We start from the raw sequence: 17850 nt of genomic DNA, 5'->3' as shown, positions 1-17850 counted from the left end.
GCTAACTTTGTGCAAACAAAGTTAAGTGCCATCGGCACGGCAGGAGCCAAAAAAGCAATCAAGATTGAACGCCCACACTTATCGGTTGTTGGAACACAAGCCAGGTGGCTAGCTCACAAGAGTTAGCTGCGTGGAATGGGTCTGTAGCTCAGCTGGTTAGAGCACTGTGTTGATAACGCAGGGGTCGTTGGTTCGAGCCCAACTAGACCCACCATAGATTCCAACGGATTAGAGGTTGAGCTTATGCCGCTTTAGTTAGTCGATGATTGACTAGAGCCAAGCAGTGCGAGGCGTCTGGTGCGAAGCACACTGATGTGTGTGAGCAGCGGGCAACGAAGCAATGCGCCGGCTATAGGCAATCAGGGGGATTAGCTCAGCTGGGAGAGCACCTGCTTTGCAAGCAGGGGGTCGTCGGTTCGATCCCGTCATCCTCCACCAATACTTTTACTGATAACTTATCACTCAACACCAAAGCGGTTTCGCAAGAGACTGTTTTGTTGTTGATTCCGGATTCCCGGATCAAACGGCTGTTCTTTAAAAATTCATAGAGTCGAAAATCAGCGTTGCTGGTGGAAACTGCACATTCGTAAAGGTTTAGTGCAGACCGTGCCACCAGCAACAATTTGATTGCGTCAAAACGAATGAAACTTTGCGAGAGCAATTTTATTCAGTAATGACGAATATTCTTCAAGAATGTGGATCTGGGCGACCGGGTCTACAGCAAAGATATTCACATTACGGCATAACGCGCGAGGTGAGAGACCTCGCAAAGCAGTTGCTTGGGTTCTTGAGCTTGAGATCTAGAGATAGATGTCAAAGTTATAGGGTCAAGTGACTAAGAGCATGTGGTGGATGCCTTGGCGATGATAGGCGACGAAAGACGTGATAGCCTGCGATAAGCTTCGGGGAGTTGGCAAATAAACTTTGATCCGGAGATTTCTGAATGGGGGAACCCACCTAGCAATAGGTATCGGCAACTGAATACATAGGTTGTCGAAGCGAACCTGGAGAACTGAAACATCTAAGTACCCAGAGGAAAAGACATCAACCGAGATTCCGATAGTAGTGGCGAGCGAATTCGGAAGAGCCTTGCAGTGATAGTCAGTGTGTTAACAAAACGGAATGGAAAGTCCGGCCATAGTGGGTGATAGCCCCGTATGTGAAAACGCATTGGTGGTACTAGGCTGCAGACAAGTAGGGCGGGGCACGAGAAACCCTGTCTGAATATGGGGGGACCATCCTCCAAGGCTAAATACTCATCATCGACCGATAGTGAACAAGTACCGTGAGGGAAAGGCGAAAAGAACCCCGGGAGGGGAGTGAAATAGATCCTGAAACCGCATGCTTACAAAAAGTCGGAGCCCTTAGGGGTGACGGCGTACCTTTTGTATAATGGGTCAGCGACTTACATTCAGTGGCAAGCTTAACCGAATAGGGAAGGCGTAGAGAAATCGAGTCCGAATAGGGCGACAAGTCGCTGGGTGTAGACCCGAAACCAAGTGATCTATCCATGGCCAGGATGAAGGTGCCGTAACAGGTACTGGAGGTCCGAACCCACTAGTGTTGCAAAACTAGGGGATGAGCTGTGGATAGGGGTGAAAGGCTAAACAAACTTGGAAATAGCTGGTTCTCTCCGAAAACTATTTAGGTAGTGCCTCAAGTATTACCTGCGGGGGTAGAGCACTGTTTAGGCTAGGGGGTCATGGCGACTTACCAAACCTATGCAAACTCCGAATACCGCAGAGTACAGCTTGGGAGACAGAGCACCGGGTGCTAACGTCCGGACTCAAGAGGGAAACAACCCAGACCGCCAGCTAAGGTCCCTAAAACGGGCTAAGTGGGAAACGAAGTGGGAAGGCTAAAACAGTCAGGATGTTGGCTTAGAAGCAGCCATCATTTAAAGAAAGCGTAATAGCTCACTGATCGAGTCGTCCTGCGCGGAAGATGTAACGGGGCTAAGCCAGTTACCGAAGCTGCGGATGCACAGTTTTACTGTGCGTGGTAGGAGAGCGTTCTGTAAGCCTGTGAAGGTGTCTGGTAACGGATGCTGGAGGTATCAGAAGTGCGAATGCTGACATGAGTAGCGTTAAAGCGGGTGAAAAGCCCGCTCGCCGTAAGCGCAAGGTTTTCTACGCAACGTTCATCGGCGTAGAGTAAGTCGGCCCCTAAGGTGAGGCAGAGATGCGTAACTGATGGGAAACGGGTCAATATTCCCGTACCGATGTGTAGTGCGATGTGGGGACGAAGAAGGTTAGCTCAGCCAACTGTTGGATATGTTGGTTCAAGCCTGTAGTCGTGCTCGGTAGGCAAATCCGCCGGGCTAAGATGAGGGGTGATAACGGGTCTGCTTGCAGACGAAGTGAGTGATACCCAGCTTCCAGGAAAAGCCACTAAGCTTCAGCTACACACGACCGTACCGCAAACCGACACTGGTGCGCGAGATGAGTATTCTAAGGCGCTTGAGAGAACTCAGGAGAAGGAACTCGGCAAATTGACACCGTAACTTCGGGAGAAGGTGTGCCCTCAGTAAGTGAAGTTGTACAAACGGAGCTAAACGGGGTTGCAAAGAATAGGTGGCTGCGACTGTTTAATAAAAACACAGCACTCTGCAAACACGAAAGTGGACGTATAGGGTGTGACGCCTGCCCGGTGCTGGAAGATTAAATGATGGGGTGCAAGCTCTTGATTGAAGTCCCAGTAAACGGCGGCCGTAACTATAACGGTCCTAAGGTAGCGAAATTCCTTGTCGGGTAAGTTCCGACCTGCACGAATGGCGTAACGATGGCCACACTGTCTCCTCCTGAGACTCAGCGAAGTTGAAATGTTTGTGATGATGCAATCTCCCCGCGGAAAGACGGAAAGACCCCATGAACCTTTACTGTAGCTTTGTATTGGACTTTGAACAGATCTGTGTAGGATAGGTGGGAGGCTTTGAAGTGAGGATGCTAGTTCTCATGGAGCCAACGTTGAAATACCACCCTGGTGTGTTTGAGGTTCTAACCTTGGTCCATTATCTGGATCGGGGACAGTGCATGGTAGGCAGTTTGACTGGGGCGGTCTCCTCCCAAAGCGTAACGGAGGAGTTCGAAGGTACGCTAGTTACGGTCGGACATCGTGACGATAGTGCAATGGCATAAGCGTGCTTAACTGCGAGACTGACAAGTCGAGCAGATGCGAAAGCAGGACATAGTGATCCGGTGGTTCTGTATGGAAGGGCCATCGCTCAACGGATAAAAGGTACTCTGGGGATAACAGGCTGATACCGCCCAAGAGTTCATATCGACGGCGGTGTTTGGCACCTCGATGTCGGCTCATCTCATCCTGGGGCTGTAGTCGGTCCCAAGGGTATGGCTGTTCGCCATTTAAAGAGGTACGTGAGCTGGGTTTAAAACGTCGTGAGACAGTTTGGTCCCTATCTTCCGTGGGCGCTGCAGATTTGAGGAAGCCTGCTCCTAGTACGAGAGGACCGGAGTGGACACACCTCTGGTGTATCGGTTGTCACGCCAGTGGCATTGCCGAGTAGCTATGTGTGGAAGAGATAACCGCTGAAAGCATCTAAGCGGGAAACTCGTTCCAAGATGAGATCTGCCGGGGGCTTGACCCCCCTGAAGAGTCGTTCTAGACCAGGACGTTGATAGGTTGGGTGTGGAAGCGCAGCAATGCGTTAAGCTAACCAATACTAATTGCTCGTGCGGCTTGACCCTATAACTTTGATTGGCCCCGCCTTAGATGGGGCCCAATGCAAAGAACACTGCAACTGCAGTTATGCCAAAGACTTGAGATCAGACAATGATGAACACCACAGCGTGTTACAATCACTGGCTCAGGTCGGCGCAATCAAATAAAACGCTGATAGCACCAAGCCCTCAAAGCTTGATGCCGACTCTATGAATTCGCTTCGAAAGCAGCAATGCCCTGATCGACCGATCAGCGCAAAGCGGCCAAGAAGCAAAAAGTTATGCCTGATGACCATAGCAAGTTGGTACCACTCCTTCCCATCCCGAACAGGACAGTGAAACGACTTCGCGCCGATGATAGTGCGGATTCCCGTGTGAAAGTAGGTCATCGTCAGGCTTTTATACTGATCAACCCCTCTGCTCTTACCGAGTTGAGGGGTTTTTCTTTTGGTCGGCACCTGGCAGTGTAGAGCGGCGCATGCCGCATAATGGTCCATCCAGAACAACAAGGGCGTGCAGGGAGACCATGACACCGACTTATTCCATCGGGCAGCTGGCTGCAGAATTTGATCTGACCACCCGGGCCATCCGCTTTTACGAGGACATGGGCCTGTTGCACCCCGAGCGCACCGGCACCGGCGGCAAGCAGCGCGTCTACTCGGCCAAGGAGCGCACGCGCCTGCGCCTGACCTTGCGCGCCAAGCGCCTGGGGCTGAGCTTGCAGGAGGCCAAGGAGATCATTGATCTGTATGAGTCACCGCGCGATACCGGTGTGCAGCTGAGCCGCTTTATCGAGGTACTGACGGCGCATCGCCAGCGCCTGCAGACGCAGTTGGCAGATTTGCAGGCCAACTTGGCAGAAATTGATGAGCATATGCAGGAAGCCCATGCTTTGCTCGCAAAGCAGCCGTCAAAAAAATAATATATAGTTGACGTGAACGTAAACGTAATGATGCAGCTCTAGCAGCTTTGCTGCGTATCGGCGGCATCGGGTGCGCCATATAGATAGGAGACAAGACCATGTCCAGATTACCAGGCCTGAATTTCCAGTTGGGTGAGGATATCGACGCCCTGCGCGACGCCGTGCGCGAGTTCGCGCAGGCCGAGATCGCGCCGCGTGCCGCCGAGATCGACCGCAATGACCAGTTTCCCATGGACCTGTGGCGCAAGTTTGGCGACCTGGGCGTGCTGGGCATCACGGTGTCCGAGCAATACGGCGGCGCGGACATGGGCTACCTGGCCCATATGGTGGCGATGGAGGAGATCTCCCGCGCCAGCGCCTCGGTGGGCCTGTCCTATGGCGCCCACAGCAACCTCTGCGTTAACCAGATCAACCGCAACGGCAATGAAGCCCAGAAGGCCAAGTACCTGCCCAAGCTGATCAGCGGTGAGCATGTGGGTGCATTGGCAATGAGCGAGCCCGGTGCCGGCTCCGATGTCATCAGCATGAAGCTCAAGGCCGAGGACAAGGGCGGCTACTACCTGCTCAACGGCAACAAGATGTGGATCACCAACGGCCCGGACGCCGACACCCTGGTGGTGTATGCCAAGACCGAGCCGGAGATGGGGGCCCGTGGCGTGACCGCTTTCCTGATCGAGAAGGGCATGCCGGGTTTCTCCATTGCGCAGAAGCTGGACAAGCTGGGCATGCGCGGCAGCCACACCGGTGAGCTGGTGTTCCAGAACGTCGAAGTGCCGGCCGAGAACGTGCTGGGCCAGCTCAATGGCGGTGCCAAGGTGCTGATGAGTGGCCTAGACTATGAGCGCGCCGTGCTGACCGGCGGCCCCCTAGGCATCATGCAGTCGGTGATGGACAACGTCGTGCCCTACATCCACGACCGCAAGCAGTTTGGCCAGAGCATTGGTGAGTTCCAGCTCATCCAGGGCAAGGTGGCCGATATGTACACCGTGCTGCAAGCAGGCCGCTCTTTTGCTTATACGGTTGCTAAAAACCTCGATCTGCTCGGAACCGACCATGTTCGTCAGGTGCGCAAGGACTGCGCCAGCGTCATCCTGTGGTGCGCCGAGAAGGCCACCTGGATGGCCGGCGAAGGCGTGCAAATCTATGGCGGCAATGGGTATATCAACGAGTATCCCCTCGGCCGCCTGTGGAGAGATGCGAAACTCTATGAAATTGGCGCCGGCACCAGCGAGATTCGCCGCATGTTGATTGGGCGTGAGCTGTTCGCAGAAACCTGCTGACCGGCTGCGCTGCGCCATCCTGATACCCACACAACAAAGGATAGCCTTATGACTACGACCTCCATCAAAGACCTGTTTGACCACAACCGTTTGTGGGCAGAGCAGATGGAGCGTGACCGCCCCGGGTTCTTCACGGGCCTGATGTCGCAGCAGCACCCCAAGTACATGTGGATCGGTTGTTCCGACAGCCGCGTGCCGGCCAACCAGATCACCGGTCTGGAGCCCGGTGAAGTGTTTGTGCACCGCAATGTGGCCAACGTGGTGGTTCCGAGCGATCTGAACTGCCTGTCGACCATCCAGTACTCGGTGGACCAGCTCAAGATCCAGGACCTGATGGTCGTGGGCCACTACGGCTGCGGCGGTGTGCTCGCGGCGCTCGAAGGCCTGCGCCTGGGCCTGGTCGACAACTGGACGCGCCACGTGCGCGATGTGCGCGACAAGCACCTGGCCTTGCTGCAAAGCCTCTCGCCCCAGCACCGCCATGATGCGCTGTGCGAGCTCAATGCCATCGAGCAGGTGGTGAATGTGGCGCAGAGCACCATCTTGCAGGACGCCTGGACGCGTGGCCAGAAGGTGACCTTGCACGGCTGGTGCTATAGCCTCAAGAACGGTCTGATCACCGATCTGGAAATGACCGTGCCAGGCATTGGCGGGCTGGCCGAAGTCCACCAACGCGCCGTGGCCCTGGTGGCCGAACGCAAGCGCGATTAAACCCGCAAGGCAGCCCTGGGTCAGGGCTGCTTTTTTTACAGCGCGAGCGGGCCCCGAGGTGCCAGCCGCACAAGACCCGAATTCAATCAGGAGACACCCGATGCATGATCCCGTCGTTATCGTTGGCGCAGCCCGTACCCCCATGGGTGCTTTCATGGGCGATTTTGCCGAGCTCTCGGCCAATGACCTGGGTGGCGCAGCCATCAAGGCTGCGGTGGAGCGCGCGGGTGTCGCCCCTGAAAAAGTGGAAGAAGTGCTGTTTGGCAACTGCCTGATGGCCGGCCAGGGCCAGGCCCCGGCGCGGCAGGCCTTGTTCAAGGGCGGCTTGCCCAAGAGCACCGGCGCCGTGACCCTGTCGAAGATGTGCGGTGCCGGCATGGAAGCCACCATCCTGGCCCATGACCAGCTGGTGGCTGGCAGCCGCGATGTGATGGTGGCCGGTGGCATGGAAAGCATGACCAACGCGCCCTATCTGCTCAAAAAGGGCCGTGGCGGCTACCGCATGGGCCATGACAAGGTGTTCGACCACATGATGCTCGATGGCCTGGAAGACGCCTATGAACCCGGCCGCTCGATGGGCACCTTTGGCGAGGACTGTGCCGCCAAGTACCAGTTCAGCCGCGAGCAGCAGGACCAGTTTGCGATTGCCAGCGTGCAGCGCGCGCAGGCGGCGACCCAGTCCGGTGCCTTCAAGGCCGAGATCACGCCAGTCACCGTGTCCACGCGCAAGGGCGATGTGACCGTGACGGAAGACGAAGGCCCCGGCAAGGCGCGGCTGGACAAGATCGCCGCCCTCAAGCCCGCGTTCAAGAAAGACGGCACCATCACGGCGGCGTCGAGCTCCAGCATCAACGATGGTGCCGCAGCTCTGGTGCTGATGCGCGAGTCCACCGCCAAGGAGCTGGGCTGCAAGCCGCTGGCCAAGATCGTAGCCCATGCCAGCTATGCGCAAGAGCCCGAGTGGTTCACCACCGCACCGATCGGCGCGACCGAGAAGGCACTGAAAAAAGCCGGCTGGAAGGTCGAGGATGTGGACCTGTGGGAAATCAACGAAGCCTTTGCCGTGGTGCCGATGGCACTGATGGCCGACATGAAGGTCTCGCACGACATCGTCAACGTCAACGGCGGCGCCTGCGCGCTCGGCCACCCCATTGGTGCCAGTGGTGCACGCATCATCGTGACCCTGCTGCACGCACTGCAGGCTCGCGGCAAGCGCCGTGGCCTGGCCACCCTGTGCATCGGCGGAGGTGAGGCCACGGCCATGGCGATTGAAATCATGTAGTCTAGTCATCCTGAAAGAGGAGAAACTATGACGAACGAATCGGTGGGCCCCGGCCCGGGGCAGCTGCAAGCGCAGGACATCGAGTCCTTCTGGCAGGAGCTGGTCTACCAAGAGCGCCACCTGGCACTGCTGCCCAACCAAGCCTTTGTGGCGCAGGCCAATGAGATGCTGGCCCGCGTTGCCCCCGATTTGGCCCTGGAGCTGGAGCGCTCCGAAGGCAGCCTGTTTTCGCGTCTGGTGTTCAGCGCCCACGGCAATGTCGACCAGTTCGAGAACCTGATGGCCCTGGTGCGTGCCGCCCCCAGCCTGCCGGGCTACAAGGTGCAGGCGTTCCGCAACCGCAGCCCCATCCAGGATTTCAGCATGGCGATGGAGGGCCTGGAGCTCTCCTGCTCGGATGTGCTGGTGGCCCACTACGATGCCGGCGGCATCGTCGGCCTGGAGCTGGGCTTTGAGAAGATCATTGCGCCCGCGCAGCGCGAGCTGGCCCAGCACATGGCCTTCATCATGCTGGACCACGCGCTGGGTGAATGGGATTTCGCTGTGCGCGTGGGCCCGGTCGAGGTAGTTGATGGCTTTGCGCCGGAAGTCGCCGGCGTCGGCCCGCTGTCCGCCTTTCCGGCGGTGTTCGATGCCTTTTTGCGCGACAGCCTGGGGCGCAGCTACCGCTTTCCCTCGGCAGACGACGACCGCTGGAAAATGCTCGAAGCACGCCGCCGCGATGCGGCAGCTGACGCCGTGCCCGATCTGCTGGGCCTGCGCCTGTCGGCCAATGCCGTGGCCACGCGCGCCGATCTGCCCTACTGCCTGCAATGGACCTTGCCGTTTGAAGACGGCCAGAGCCTGGACCAGGCGCGCGATGCGCAAGAGAGCCTGCAAGCGGCGCTCGAGCGCATGGAGACCGGTATCCTGGCCTACACCCGTATTGAAGGTATGCGCGAGCGCAGCGCCTGCTATTACGTCGATGACGCTGCGGCCGCCCAGCAGTTGCTGCAGCAGCAGCCGGCGGCCTCGCCTGGGCGCGTCGAGGTGTCATTCGATCCGTCCTGGGATGCCTATCTGGCCGTCTATGCGGCAGCCGGCGCCGCAGCGGCTGATGCGGACGGTGACAACCCGGAGGCCGAATGATCGAATCGACGGAGCAACTCCGCGCCCTCTACGCCCAGCCCGCCGAGCGCGCGCTGGCCAAGCAACTCGACCACCTCGATGCCCATTGCCAGCGCTTTATTGCGCTGTCGCCGCTGTGCGTAGTGGCCACGGCCGGGCAGGCGGCCGAGATGCTCGATGCCTCGCCCCGGGGCGGGCCGCCGGGCTTTGTCAAATGCCAGGGCGCGCAGCATCTGCTGCTGCCCGATGCCGGTGGCAATAACCGGCTCGATTCGCTGAGCAACCTGCTGACCGATGCGCGTATTGCGCTGCTGTTTTTGCTACCCGGCGTGGATGAGACCTTGCGCGTCAACGGCACCGCAAAGCTGCGCGATGAGGCCCGCTTTATCGATGTGTTTGATGGCGAGCGCCAGCGGCCCAAGCTCGTGATCGAGATCGAAGTGCGCGAAGCCTATCTGCACTGCGCCAAGGCCTTGATGCGCTCGCGCCTGTGGCAGGCCGAGGCACAGATTGCGCGCAGTACCCTGCCGACGCTCAACCAGATGATCCATGACCAGATGGGGTCAAGTGCTGCGCCCGAGCCGCAGGCGGACATGGTCGCGCGCTACCAGCAGCAGATTCTGCAAGAACAGGGACAGTGACAACAACCGCCAAGGAGGGCGTGGGAATGGCTGTGATTTTGGTGATTGGCGCCTCGCGCGGCATCGGCCTGGAGCTGGTGCGGGAATATGCGCAGGCAGGCTGGACCGTGCTGGCCACAGTGCGGGATACCGAGGCCCAGGCGCGGCTGCAGGCGCTGGGCGCGCAGGCGTTCCTGGTCGATGTGCTCCAGCCGGACAGCGTGACCGCGCTGGCAACTGCGTTGGCCGGCCAGCAGATCGATGTGGCGATGTACGTGGCAGGGGTGATCCGCCGGCCCAACGCCCGCGAGGTGCCGACGCAGGCCGATTTTGATGCGGTGATGCACACCAATGTGCTGGGCGCCATGCAGTTGCTGCCGCAGATCGGCCCGATCGTGGAGGCCAGCGGCGGCGTGTTTGCCTTTATCTCGTCGTCGATGTCGCAGATCGAAGGGGTGGACGACAGCTATTCCTGGCTGTACCGCGTCAGCAAGACGGCGCTGAACATGGCGGTGGCCTCGGCCCAGCATGACTACCCGGGCGCGCGCCTGATCACCTTGGACCCGGGCTGGGTGCAGACCGATATGGGCGGGCAAGAAGCGCCCTTGACCGTGCAGCAAAGCGTGAGCGACATGCGCAAGACCCTGGCCTCGGTCACGGATGCGGACAAGGGGCGCTTGCTGCACCACGATGGCCGCCGCGCCAAGCATTGGTAAGCCAGCCTGCCAGACCACGCCAGAACTAGAAAATCCGGAGACCTACCCATGCTTTTGAACGACGACCAGACGATGATCCGCGATGCGGTGCGTGAATTTGCCCAGGCCGAGCTGTGGCCACACGCCGCGCAGTGGGACCGCGACCATGTGTTCCCCAAGGCGGCCCACCAGGGCCTGGCCCAGCTGGGTGCCTACGGCATTTGCGTGCCCGATGCGCTGGGGGGCGCGGGGCTGGACTACATCAGCCTGGCCCTGGTGCTCGAAGAGATTGCTGCGGGCGACGGCGGCACCAGCACCGCCATCAGCGTGACCAACTGCCCCGTCAATGCCATCTTGATGCGCTACGGCAGTGATGCGCAAAAGAAGCAATGGCTGGCCCCTCTGGCGCGCGGCGAGATGCTGGGCGCCTTCTGCCTGACCGAACCCCATGTGGGCTCGGACGCCAGCGCGCTGCGCACCACCGCCACCAGGCAGGGGGATGCCTATGTGATCAACGGCGTCAAGCAGTTCATCACCAGCGGCAAGAACGGGCAGATGGCGATTGTGATTGCGGTGACCGACAAGGGCGCCGGCAAAAAGGGCATGAGCGCCTTTATCGTGCCCACCGACAACCCCGGCTACCAGGTCGCGCGGCTGGAGGACAAGCTCGGCCAGCACAGCAGCGATACCGCACAGATCAATTTTGAGCAATGCGTGGTGCCGGCCGAGAACCTGATTGGCGCCGAGGGCGAGGGCTACAAGATTGCGCTGGGCGCGCTCGAAGGCGGGCGCATCGGCATTGCCGCCCAAAGCGTGGGCATGGCGCGCAGCGCCTTTGACGTGGCCGTGCAGTACGCCAAGGAGCGCGAGAGCTTTGGCACCGCCATCATCAACCACCAGGCCGTTGGCTTTCGCCTGGCCGAATGCGCCACGCAGATCGAGGCCGCCCGCCAGCTGATCTGGCATGCCGCCAGCCTGCGCGATGCCGGCCAGCCTTGCCTCAAGGAAGCGGCCATGGCCAAGCTGTTTGCCAGCGAAATGGCCGAGCGCGTCTGCAGCGCTGCCATCCAGACCCTGGGCGGCTATGGCGTCGTCAATGATTTTCCGGTCGAGCGCATCTACCGCGATGTGCGGGTCTGCCAGATCTATGAAGGCACCAGCGATGTGCAGAAGATTCTGATCACCCGCGCGCTGGCCTGAAGACTTTCGCGCAGACGTACCAAAAACAAACCCGGCGCTGCCGGGTTTGTTGATTACAGCGGCAGACGCCGGCCGTCGGCAAACACCATCAGCTCGCCGGGCTGGAAAGGCGTCCACTGCTCGTTGGTGGTCAGCGGCGCGGTCACCACCACGGCCACCCGGTCCTGTGGTGTGGTGCAGGTGGCAAAGTCAATGCTCAGGTCCTCGTCGCTCAGCTGGGCCTGGGCAAAGGGATGCGCGCGCTCGGTGTAGCACAGGAAGGTGTTGGCATGGGCCCAGAGCGCCTCGCCGTTGGAGAGCAGAAAGTTGAAGGTGCCCTGGGGCGCGATCTGCGCGGCCAGCTCGCGCAAGGTGTGGGTCAGCTCGGCAATGCTGGGCGTGCCGGCATGGGATTTCCACAGCTCCTGCATCAGCCAGCAAAATACATGCTCACTGTCGGTGTCGCCCACCGGGTGAAAGTGGCTGTGCAGGCGCGGGCGGAAATCCTTGAGGTCGCCATTGTGGGCAAACACCCAGTTCTTGCCCCAGAGCTCGCGCACAAAGGGGTGGCAGTTTTGCAGCATCACCTGGCCCTGGGTGGCCTTGCGGATATGCGCAATCACATTGCGGCTTTGGATGGGGTAGCGCCGCACCAGCTCGGCCACCGGCGACTGGACGGCGGGCTGGTGGTCCACCAGCAGGCGCAGGCCGCCTTCTTCAAAAAAGGCAATGCCCCAGCCATCGCTGTGGTGGTCGGTATTGCCCGCCCGCTGCGAAAAGCCGCTGAAGCTGAAGTTGATGTCGGTGGGGGTGTTGCAGTTCATCCCCAGCAGTTGGCACATGGCAAAAACTCTTTGAAAACCGTTGGATGGCCCAGTGTAGACCATTCGCCAGCCGCTCAGGGCTTGGCGCCCGCACGCGGCTGTAGCTGGCGGGCGGCAATGCCGGCCAGCACACAGACCACGGCCAGCATCAAAAAGGTGTCGCGAAAGCCCGCGACGCGTTCGGCCAGCGCAATGTCGATCGCGGGCGACTGGTTGGCGTAGAAGGCCACGCGCCACTCCAGAAAGATGCCGCAGAGGCTGACGCCAGCGGCGCCGCCGAGCATGCGCAGAAAGCTGAAACTGCTCGAGCCCTGCGAGATCAGGCTCTTGTCCAGCGGCCGCATGCTGCCCAGGGTGAGCGAGGGCAGGATAAAGCCCAGACCGACGCGGCCCAGCACCGTGTAGCCGATCAGCAGCCACAGCGACGAGCCCGGTTGCAGCACACCCGTGAGCACGAAGGACAGCGCCAGCAGCGAGAGGCCGCCGATCACCAGCCAGTGCACGGGGGTGCGGTCGGCCATGCGGCCGGCCAGCGCGATGACGCCGCCCAGCACCAGGCCGGCGGGCAGCATGGTGGTGCCGACCACCGAGGCCGAGTAGGACAGCCCCAGCTGCATGAACACCGGCAGCAGGTAGGTGGAGCCAAACAAGGCCACGCCATAGATAAAGGCCACAATGCAGCCGGCCGCAAAAGGCTTGCAGGCAAACAGGCGCAGGTCCATCAGCGGCTTGCCGCCCTGGGCCAGCAAGCGCCGCTGCCACGCGATGAAGGCGGGCAGGCAGACCAGCGCAATGGCCAGCAGTATGGCGCTTTGCTGCCAGCCCGTGCCATGCAGCGCCACCAGGCCATTGAGCAGGCAGACCGTGCCAGTGGTCGCAATGGCCAGGCCCAGCCAGTCCAGGCTTTTGCCATGGCGGTCGGCTGCGGCGCCACCCGGCGCATTGACGGGCACAAACTTCAGCGCCAGCCAGACCGAGGCCAGGCACAGCGGCACCACCATGAAGAACACCGAGCGCCAGCCTATCCAGTCGACCAGCAGGCCGCCCACGCTGGGGCCGATGGCCGGCGCCAGCACGATGCCCATGCCAAACAGGCCATTGGCGCGGCCTTGCTCATGGGCGGCAAAGGCATGCAGGATGATGATGGCCGGAATCGGCTGGATCACACCGGCCGCCAGGCCTTCGACCACGCGCGCCACCAGCACCAGGTTGTAGTCGCTGCTAAAACCCCCGCCAATGCCCCCCAGCATCAGCAGCAGCACGGCGCCCAGGTAGGTGTTGCGGTAGCCGTAGCGCGACAGCAGCCAGGGCGTGGTCAGCATCGCCACCGTCGTGGCCACCATGAAGGACGAGGTCACCCATTGCGCGCGCGACTGGCCGAGCTGAAAGTGCAGGCTCATCGCCGGGATGGCGACATTGAAGATGGTCGAGGAGATGATCGAGGCCATCGTGCCCACCATGACGCTGAACAGCAGGTACCAGCGGAAGCGCTCCCCATAGAGGCTGCGCAGATCCTGGGAGGTGTGGTGTCTTATCTGCATGGCGTGGGCTGGGCGGAGGGGGCGCGTTTGGCGAGGGGCCTGGTGGGGCGGCTGCGGGCAGGCCCAGGGCGTTTGATGATGATCCTGGGGTTGGCGCTTGTCAGTCACCCCGGTTGGGGCGGGCGCCGGGATCGGGCTGCGCACGCCCACAGGCCGGGCAGATGCAGCGTTGGCCCCGCTCGGCAGGGGCCAGGCGTTCCAAGGCCTGGGGATCGATCTCTGCGCTCATGCACCAGCACTGGGCAGCGGGCAGGCCCTGGGCCACCGCGCAGCCATTGCTCTGGCCGCACAGGGGGCATTGCTGCGCCCAGGTGCTGCTGCCTGTGCGGGTGGCAGGCATCATGGCGTGCCGGTTGGCGCCGGCGTAGGGGCGGGGCGCGCTGGCGGCAGTGCGTCTTCAGGCCGGGCGGTCAGCGTGCCTGCCAGCAGCTCGGGGATGCGGTCCACCCCCATGCGGAAGCCGCAGGCCTGGGCATGGCCGCCGCCGCCCATGCTTTCGGCCAGCGGGATGCAGTTGAAATCCGAGCGCGAGCGCAGGCCGCATTTGGCGCCCTTGGGGCTGGCGCTCCACATCAGCGCAAAGCTGCCGCTTTGCTTGGCGAGGATGTCGCCGACCTGGCTGTGGAACATGCCCGGGGCATTGACCATCAGGCCGGCCACGCCGTTGAACACCAGCGGCTGCGCGCCTTCGGCGATATCGCTGCAGAGCTTGAGGTATTTCTCGTCCATCGCGCCGCCACGGGCCATGAAGGCGCTCAGCTGCTCGGGGCTGAAGGCCGCAATCTCGGCCCAGCGCTCAAAGCTGCGCGGCTCCATGTCCAGCGCGGCCAAAAAGGCACCGCTGTCGGGATACTGCCAGCGCCAGATATCGCGGTCTTCGATGTGCAACACCAGCGCGGGGATCGGGTCCTTGGGGAAGAAGAACTCCCAGGCCAGGCGTGCGCCCGACTTGTTCATGTCGAAATGCACGACGCCGCAGGTGCATTGGTAGCCATTGAGCTTTTCAGCGGCGCTCTTGTGGTGGTCCAGCAGCACCAGCTTGTGGGCCTGGGCCTCAATGGCTGCCAACAGCTCGGGGCCAAAGGCGAAGTCGAGGATGTAGATCGTGCGGCCAGTCAGCGGCCCCAGGTCGTCCACGGTCTGGATTTCGCCGTGGTCCAGGCCGCGAAACTCTGCGTTGCCGGAGAAGAACAGCCAGGCCGCCAGCGCCGCGCCATAGCCATCGGGGCAGTTGCGGCCATGGTAGAGGATCAGCGGCTGGGGATCGTTGATGTCGGCCGTCACCGGCAGAGAGAGGTCAGGCAGAAGTTTCATCCTGCCATTTTCCGCCAAGCGTATTACCTGAGAGCGACCAGGTACTGCGCGGGCATCGGGTGGAGGGCCACCGGATGCCCGCAAAGCGCCTGGTGCTGGCGCAGCGTTCAAGCCAGCGTATAGGCGGTCTTCACCGTGGTGTAGAACTCCTGCGCATAGCGGCCTTGCTCGCGCGGGCCGTAGCTCGATCCCTTGCGGCCACCAAACGGCACATGGTAGTCCACGCCTGCGGTGGGCAGGTTGACCATCACCATGCCGGCCTGGGCATGGCGCTTGAAGTGGCTGGCGTACTTCAGGCTGGTAGTGGCAATACCGGCAGACAGGCCAAAGGCGGTGTCATTGGCGACGGCCAGCGCCTCTTCGTAGTCCCGCACGCGGATCACGCTGGCGACGGGGCCAAACACCTCTTCGCGGTTGATGCGCATCTGGGGTGTGCTGTCCACCAGCAGGGCCGGTTGCATGAAAAAACCTTCCTTGCCACTGCCGGTGTGGCAGGCAATGCGGCTGCCGCCCGTGGCCAGCACGGCGCCTTCAGCCTGGGCGATTTCCACATAGCTCAGGTCCTGCTCCAGCTGGGCCTGGCTCACCACGGGGCCGATATCGGTGCCGGCGGCGCGCGCATCGCCGACCTTGATCTTGGCCATGCGCTCTTGCAGCGCCTGCACGAAGGCCGGGTAGATCTTGTCGGTGACGATCAGGCGGCTCGATGCGGTGCAGCGCTGGCCGGTCGAGTAAAAGCAGCTCTGGGCCGACAGCTCCACCGCCTGGGCCAGGTCGGCATCGTCGAGCACCACCTGCGGGTTCTTGCCACCCATCTCCAGCTGCACCTTCTTGCCCGATTTCACGCAGGCCTCGGCAATGCCCCGGCCCACACCGACCGAGCCGGTAAAGCTGATCGCGGCCACATCGGGGTGCTGCACCAGCGCATCGCCAATGATGCGGCCCCGGCCCATCACCAGGTTGAAGACACCGGCGGGGATGCCGCTGCGGTGGATGATGTCGGCCAGTGCCCAGGCGCTGCCGGGCACCAGATCGGCGGGCTTGATCACCACGCAGTTGCCAAAGGCCAGCGCCGGTGCGATCTTCCAGGCCGGAATGGCGATGGGGAAGTTCCAGGGGGTGATCAGGCCGACGACACCGACGGGCTCGCGCGTGATTTCCACGCCAATGCCGGGGCGCACCGACGGCAGGCTCTCACCGGCCAGGCGCAGGCATTCACCGGCAAAGAACTTGAAGATCTGGCCGGCGCGGGCTACTTCGCCAATCGCCTCGGGCCGGGTCTTGCCTTCTTCGCGGGCCAGCAGGTCGCCCAGCTCTTCCTTGCGCGCCAGGATTTCATTGCCGATCTTGTCCAGCGCATCATGGCGCGCCTGGATGCCCGAGACGCTCCAGGCCGGGAAGGCCGCCGTGGCTGCTGCCACTGCGGCATCCACATCGCTGGCATCGCCCTGCGCATACTGGCCGATCACGTCGGACAGGTCGCTGGGGTTGGTGTTGGGCGAGGTGGTCTTGCCGGGTGTCCAGCTGCCGTTGATCAGGTTGTTGTGTGTCGTCATAAGCTTGCCAGGCGGTTGGGCCTGTTCTCAAAAAAATGGGTGGATGGTTCGGTCGTCGTAAAAACGTTCTCAACCAGCACGGGCCTGTGCCGCAGCTTGGGACCAGGGCACTTCCTGCAGCGGCTGGCCATTGGCGATCAAGCTGCGCAGGTTGGCCAGCACCAGATCGGCCATCGCGCGGCGCGTCTCCTGGGTGCCGCTGGCGATATGCGGTGCCAGCACTACGTTGTCCTGCTGCAGCAGGCCGGGCAGGGGGCGTGGTTCGTCCTCGAACACATCGAGGCCCGCGCCGGCAATGCGCTGGTGTTGCAGCGCGTCCAGCAGGGCCGCTTCATCGACCACGCTGCCGCGCGCCACATTGATCACAAAACCCTGCGGGCCCAGGGCGTCCAGCACCTGGGCATCGACCAGGTGGCGGGTGTCGTCGCCACCGGCAGCAGTGATGACCAGAAAATCGCACCACTGGGCCAGTTCCTGCAGCGACTCCATGTAGCGGTGCGGCGAATCGCTGACTGGGCGGCGGTTGTGGTAGGCCACCTCCATGTCAAAACCGCTGGCGCGGCGCGCCACCTGGCGGCCAATGCGGCCCATGCCCAGAATGCCCAGGCGCTTGCCCGAGGCACGGGTGTAGACGCCAAAGCGCTCGGTGGGCCACAGGCCCGCGCGCACAAAGCGGTCAGCCGCTGCCAGGCGGCGGGCACTGTCCAGCAGCAGTGCAAAGGCCATGTCGGCCACGCAGTCGTCCAGCACGCCGGGGGTGTAGCCCACGCGCGCGGACTGGGCGAGGATGGACTGCTGGTCCAGCGCATCAAAGCCCACGCCAAAGCTGCTGATGCCGCGCAGCGCCGGCAAGGCCTGGATCACCGAGGCCGATGCGCCTATGCTGGCCGAGGTGACCAGGTAGGCAAACTCCGAACCGTGGGCAGCCAGGAACTGCTGCGGGTCCGCTTGTGCGCTCAGCACGGTGGTATCGAATTCCTGGGCCAGATCGGCATCAAGCGCGGGCAGCGGCATCTTGCCCATTTGCAGCACGCGCGGGCGTTGGGTGGCAATCATGTGTGGAGAGGGCTTTAAACGGAAGGAGCCCGGCGCCCCAGCGGCTTAGAACCTGTTCAAAGTCACTACGCAGCCGCGTTGGAGTG

14 protein-coding genes, 2 tRNA genes and 2 rRNA genes are annotated in these 17850 nt (G+C 61.6%); 12 read left to right on the top strand and 6 right to left on the bottom strand.

What is annotated here, in order from left to right; all coding sequences use genetic code 11:
- The first annotated feature begins 137 nt into the window (after positions 1–137).
- The 12 genes from N4T19_RS14065 (at position 138) to N4T19_RS14010 (ending at position 11494) form a co-directional block, all read left to right on the top strand.
- Positions 138–214 (top strand) — tRNA-Ile (locus N4T19_RS14065).
- A 148-nt stretch (positions 215–362) separates the two neighbouring features.
- A tRNA-Ala gene (locus tag N4T19_RS14060) sits at positions 363–438 on the top strand.
- A gap of 387 nt (positions 439–825) precedes the next feature.
- Positions 826–3704 (top strand): 23S ribosomal RNA (locus N4T19_RS14055).
- Positions 3705–3961: 257 nt separating this feature from the next.
- Positions 3962–4074, top strand: a 5S ribosomal RNA gene (rrf, locus tag N4T19_RS14050).
- A gap of 129 nt (positions 4075–4203) precedes the next feature.
- Positions 4204–4599: a MerR family transcriptional regulator gene (locus N4T19_RS14045; protein WP_182343851.1), complete on the top strand. Its 396-nt coding sequence runs from the start codon at positions 4204–4206 to the stop codon at positions 4597–4599.
- A gap of 98 nt (positions 4600–4697) precedes the next feature.
- Positions 4698–5879 (top strand): isovaleryl-CoA dehydrogenase, encoded by a 1182-nt coding sequence (locus N4T19_RS14040; RefSeq protein ID WP_182343849.1) that lies wholly within the window; start codon positions 4698–4700, stop codon positions 5877–5879.
- Between the two features lie 48 nt (positions 5880–5927).
- A complete protein-coding gene (gene can, locus N4T19_RS14035) occupies positions 5928–6590 on the top strand; it encodes a carbonate dehydratase (protein ID WP_116926220.1) in 663 nt (220 codons plus the stop codon).
- A 100-nt stretch (positions 6591–6690) separates the two neighbouring features.
- Positions 6691–7872 (top strand): acetyl-CoA C-acyltransferase, encoded by a 1182-nt coding sequence (locus N4T19_RS14030; RefSeq protein ID WP_182343846.1) that lies wholly within the window; start codon positions 6691–6693, stop codon positions 7870–7872.
- 27 nt (positions 7873–7899) lie between these two features.
- On the top strand, positions 7900–9000 hold the full coding sequence (locus N4T19_RS14025; protein WP_260718320.1) for a hypothetical protein: 1101 nt from the start codon (positions 7900–7902) through the stop codon (positions 8998–9000).
- Positions 8997–9620, top strand: coding sequence for an MSMEG_1061 family FMN-dependent PPOX-type flavoprotein (locus tag N4T19_RS14020; RefSeq protein WP_260718318.1), 624 nt, complete (start codon positions 8997–8999; stop codon positions 9618–9620). The genes N4T19_RS14025 and N4T19_RS14020 overlap by 4 nt, the downstream gene beginning before the upstream one ends.
- 26 nt (positions 9621–9646) lie before the next feature.
- The gene (locus N4T19_RS14015; RefSeq protein ID WP_260718317.1) at positions 9647–10315 is read left to right on the top strand and encodes an SDR family oxidoreductase; all 669 of its coding nucleotides are present in this window, start codon (positions 9647–9649) and stop codon (positions 10313–10315) included.
- Between the two features lie 48 nt (positions 10316–10363).
- Positions 10364–11494: an acyl-CoA dehydrogenase family protein gene (locus N4T19_RS14010; RefSeq protein WP_182343844.1), complete on the top strand. Its 1131-nt coding sequence runs from the start codon at positions 10364–10366 to the stop codon at positions 11492–11494.
- A 53-nt stretch (positions 11495–11547) separates the two neighbouring features.
- Here the strand turns inward: N4T19_RS14010 and N4T19_RS14005 are convergent, their stop codons facing one another.
- The 6 genes from N4T19_RS14005 to N4T19_RS13980 form a co-directional block, all read right to left on the bottom strand.
- Entirely contained in the window at positions 11548–12315 is a 768-nt protein-coding gene (locus N4T19_RS14005) for a class II glutamine amidotransferase (protein ID WP_260718315.1), read from the bottom strand.
- A 56-nt stretch (positions 12316–12371) separates the two neighbouring features.
- Positions 12372–13838, bottom strand: a complete 1467-nt coding sequence (locus N4T19_RS14000) for a DHA2 family efflux MFS transporter permease subunit (protein ID WP_260718314.1) — start codon at positions 13836–13838, stop codon at positions 12372–12374.
- A 100-nt stretch (positions 13839–13938) separates the two neighbouring features.
- Positions 13939–14178 carry a cysteine-rich CWC family protein gene (locus N4T19_RS13995; protein ID WP_116926385.1) on the bottom strand — a complete coding sequence of 80 codons (240 nt, stop codon included), beginning with the start codon at positions 14176–14178 and terminating at the stop codon, positions 13939–13941.
- Positions 14178–15152, bottom strand: a complete 975-nt coding sequence (locus tag N4T19_RS13990; RefSeq protein ID WP_116926227.1) for a DHH family phosphoesterase — start codon at positions 15150–15152, stop codon at positions 14178–14180. The genes N4T19_RS13995 and N4T19_RS13990 overlap by 1 nt, the downstream gene beginning before the upstream one ends.
- Positions 15153–15259: 107 nt before the next feature.
- Positions 15260–16708 (bottom strand): aldehyde dehydrogenase family protein, encoded by a 1449-nt coding sequence (locus N4T19_RS13985; RefSeq protein ID WP_116926228.1) that lies wholly within the window; start codon positions 16706–16708, stop codon positions 15260–15262.
- A gap of 69 nt (positions 16709–16777) precedes the next feature.
- Entirely contained in the window at positions 16778–17761 is a 984-nt protein-coding gene (locus N4T19_RS13980; RefSeq protein WP_116926386.1) for a 2-hydroxyacid dehydrogenase, read from the bottom strand.
- Between the last annotated feature and the right edge of the window lie 89 nt (positions 17762–17850).

The organism is Comamonas squillarum (assembly GCF_025309455.1).
Taxonomy (GTDB): Bacteria; Pseudomonadota; Gammaproteobacteria; order Burkholderiales; family Burkholderiaceae_C; genus Comamonas; species Comamonas squillarum.
The sequence above is the reverse complement of the archived record's forward strand: the minus strand, read 5'-3'. Positions and strand labels throughout refer to the sequence as shown.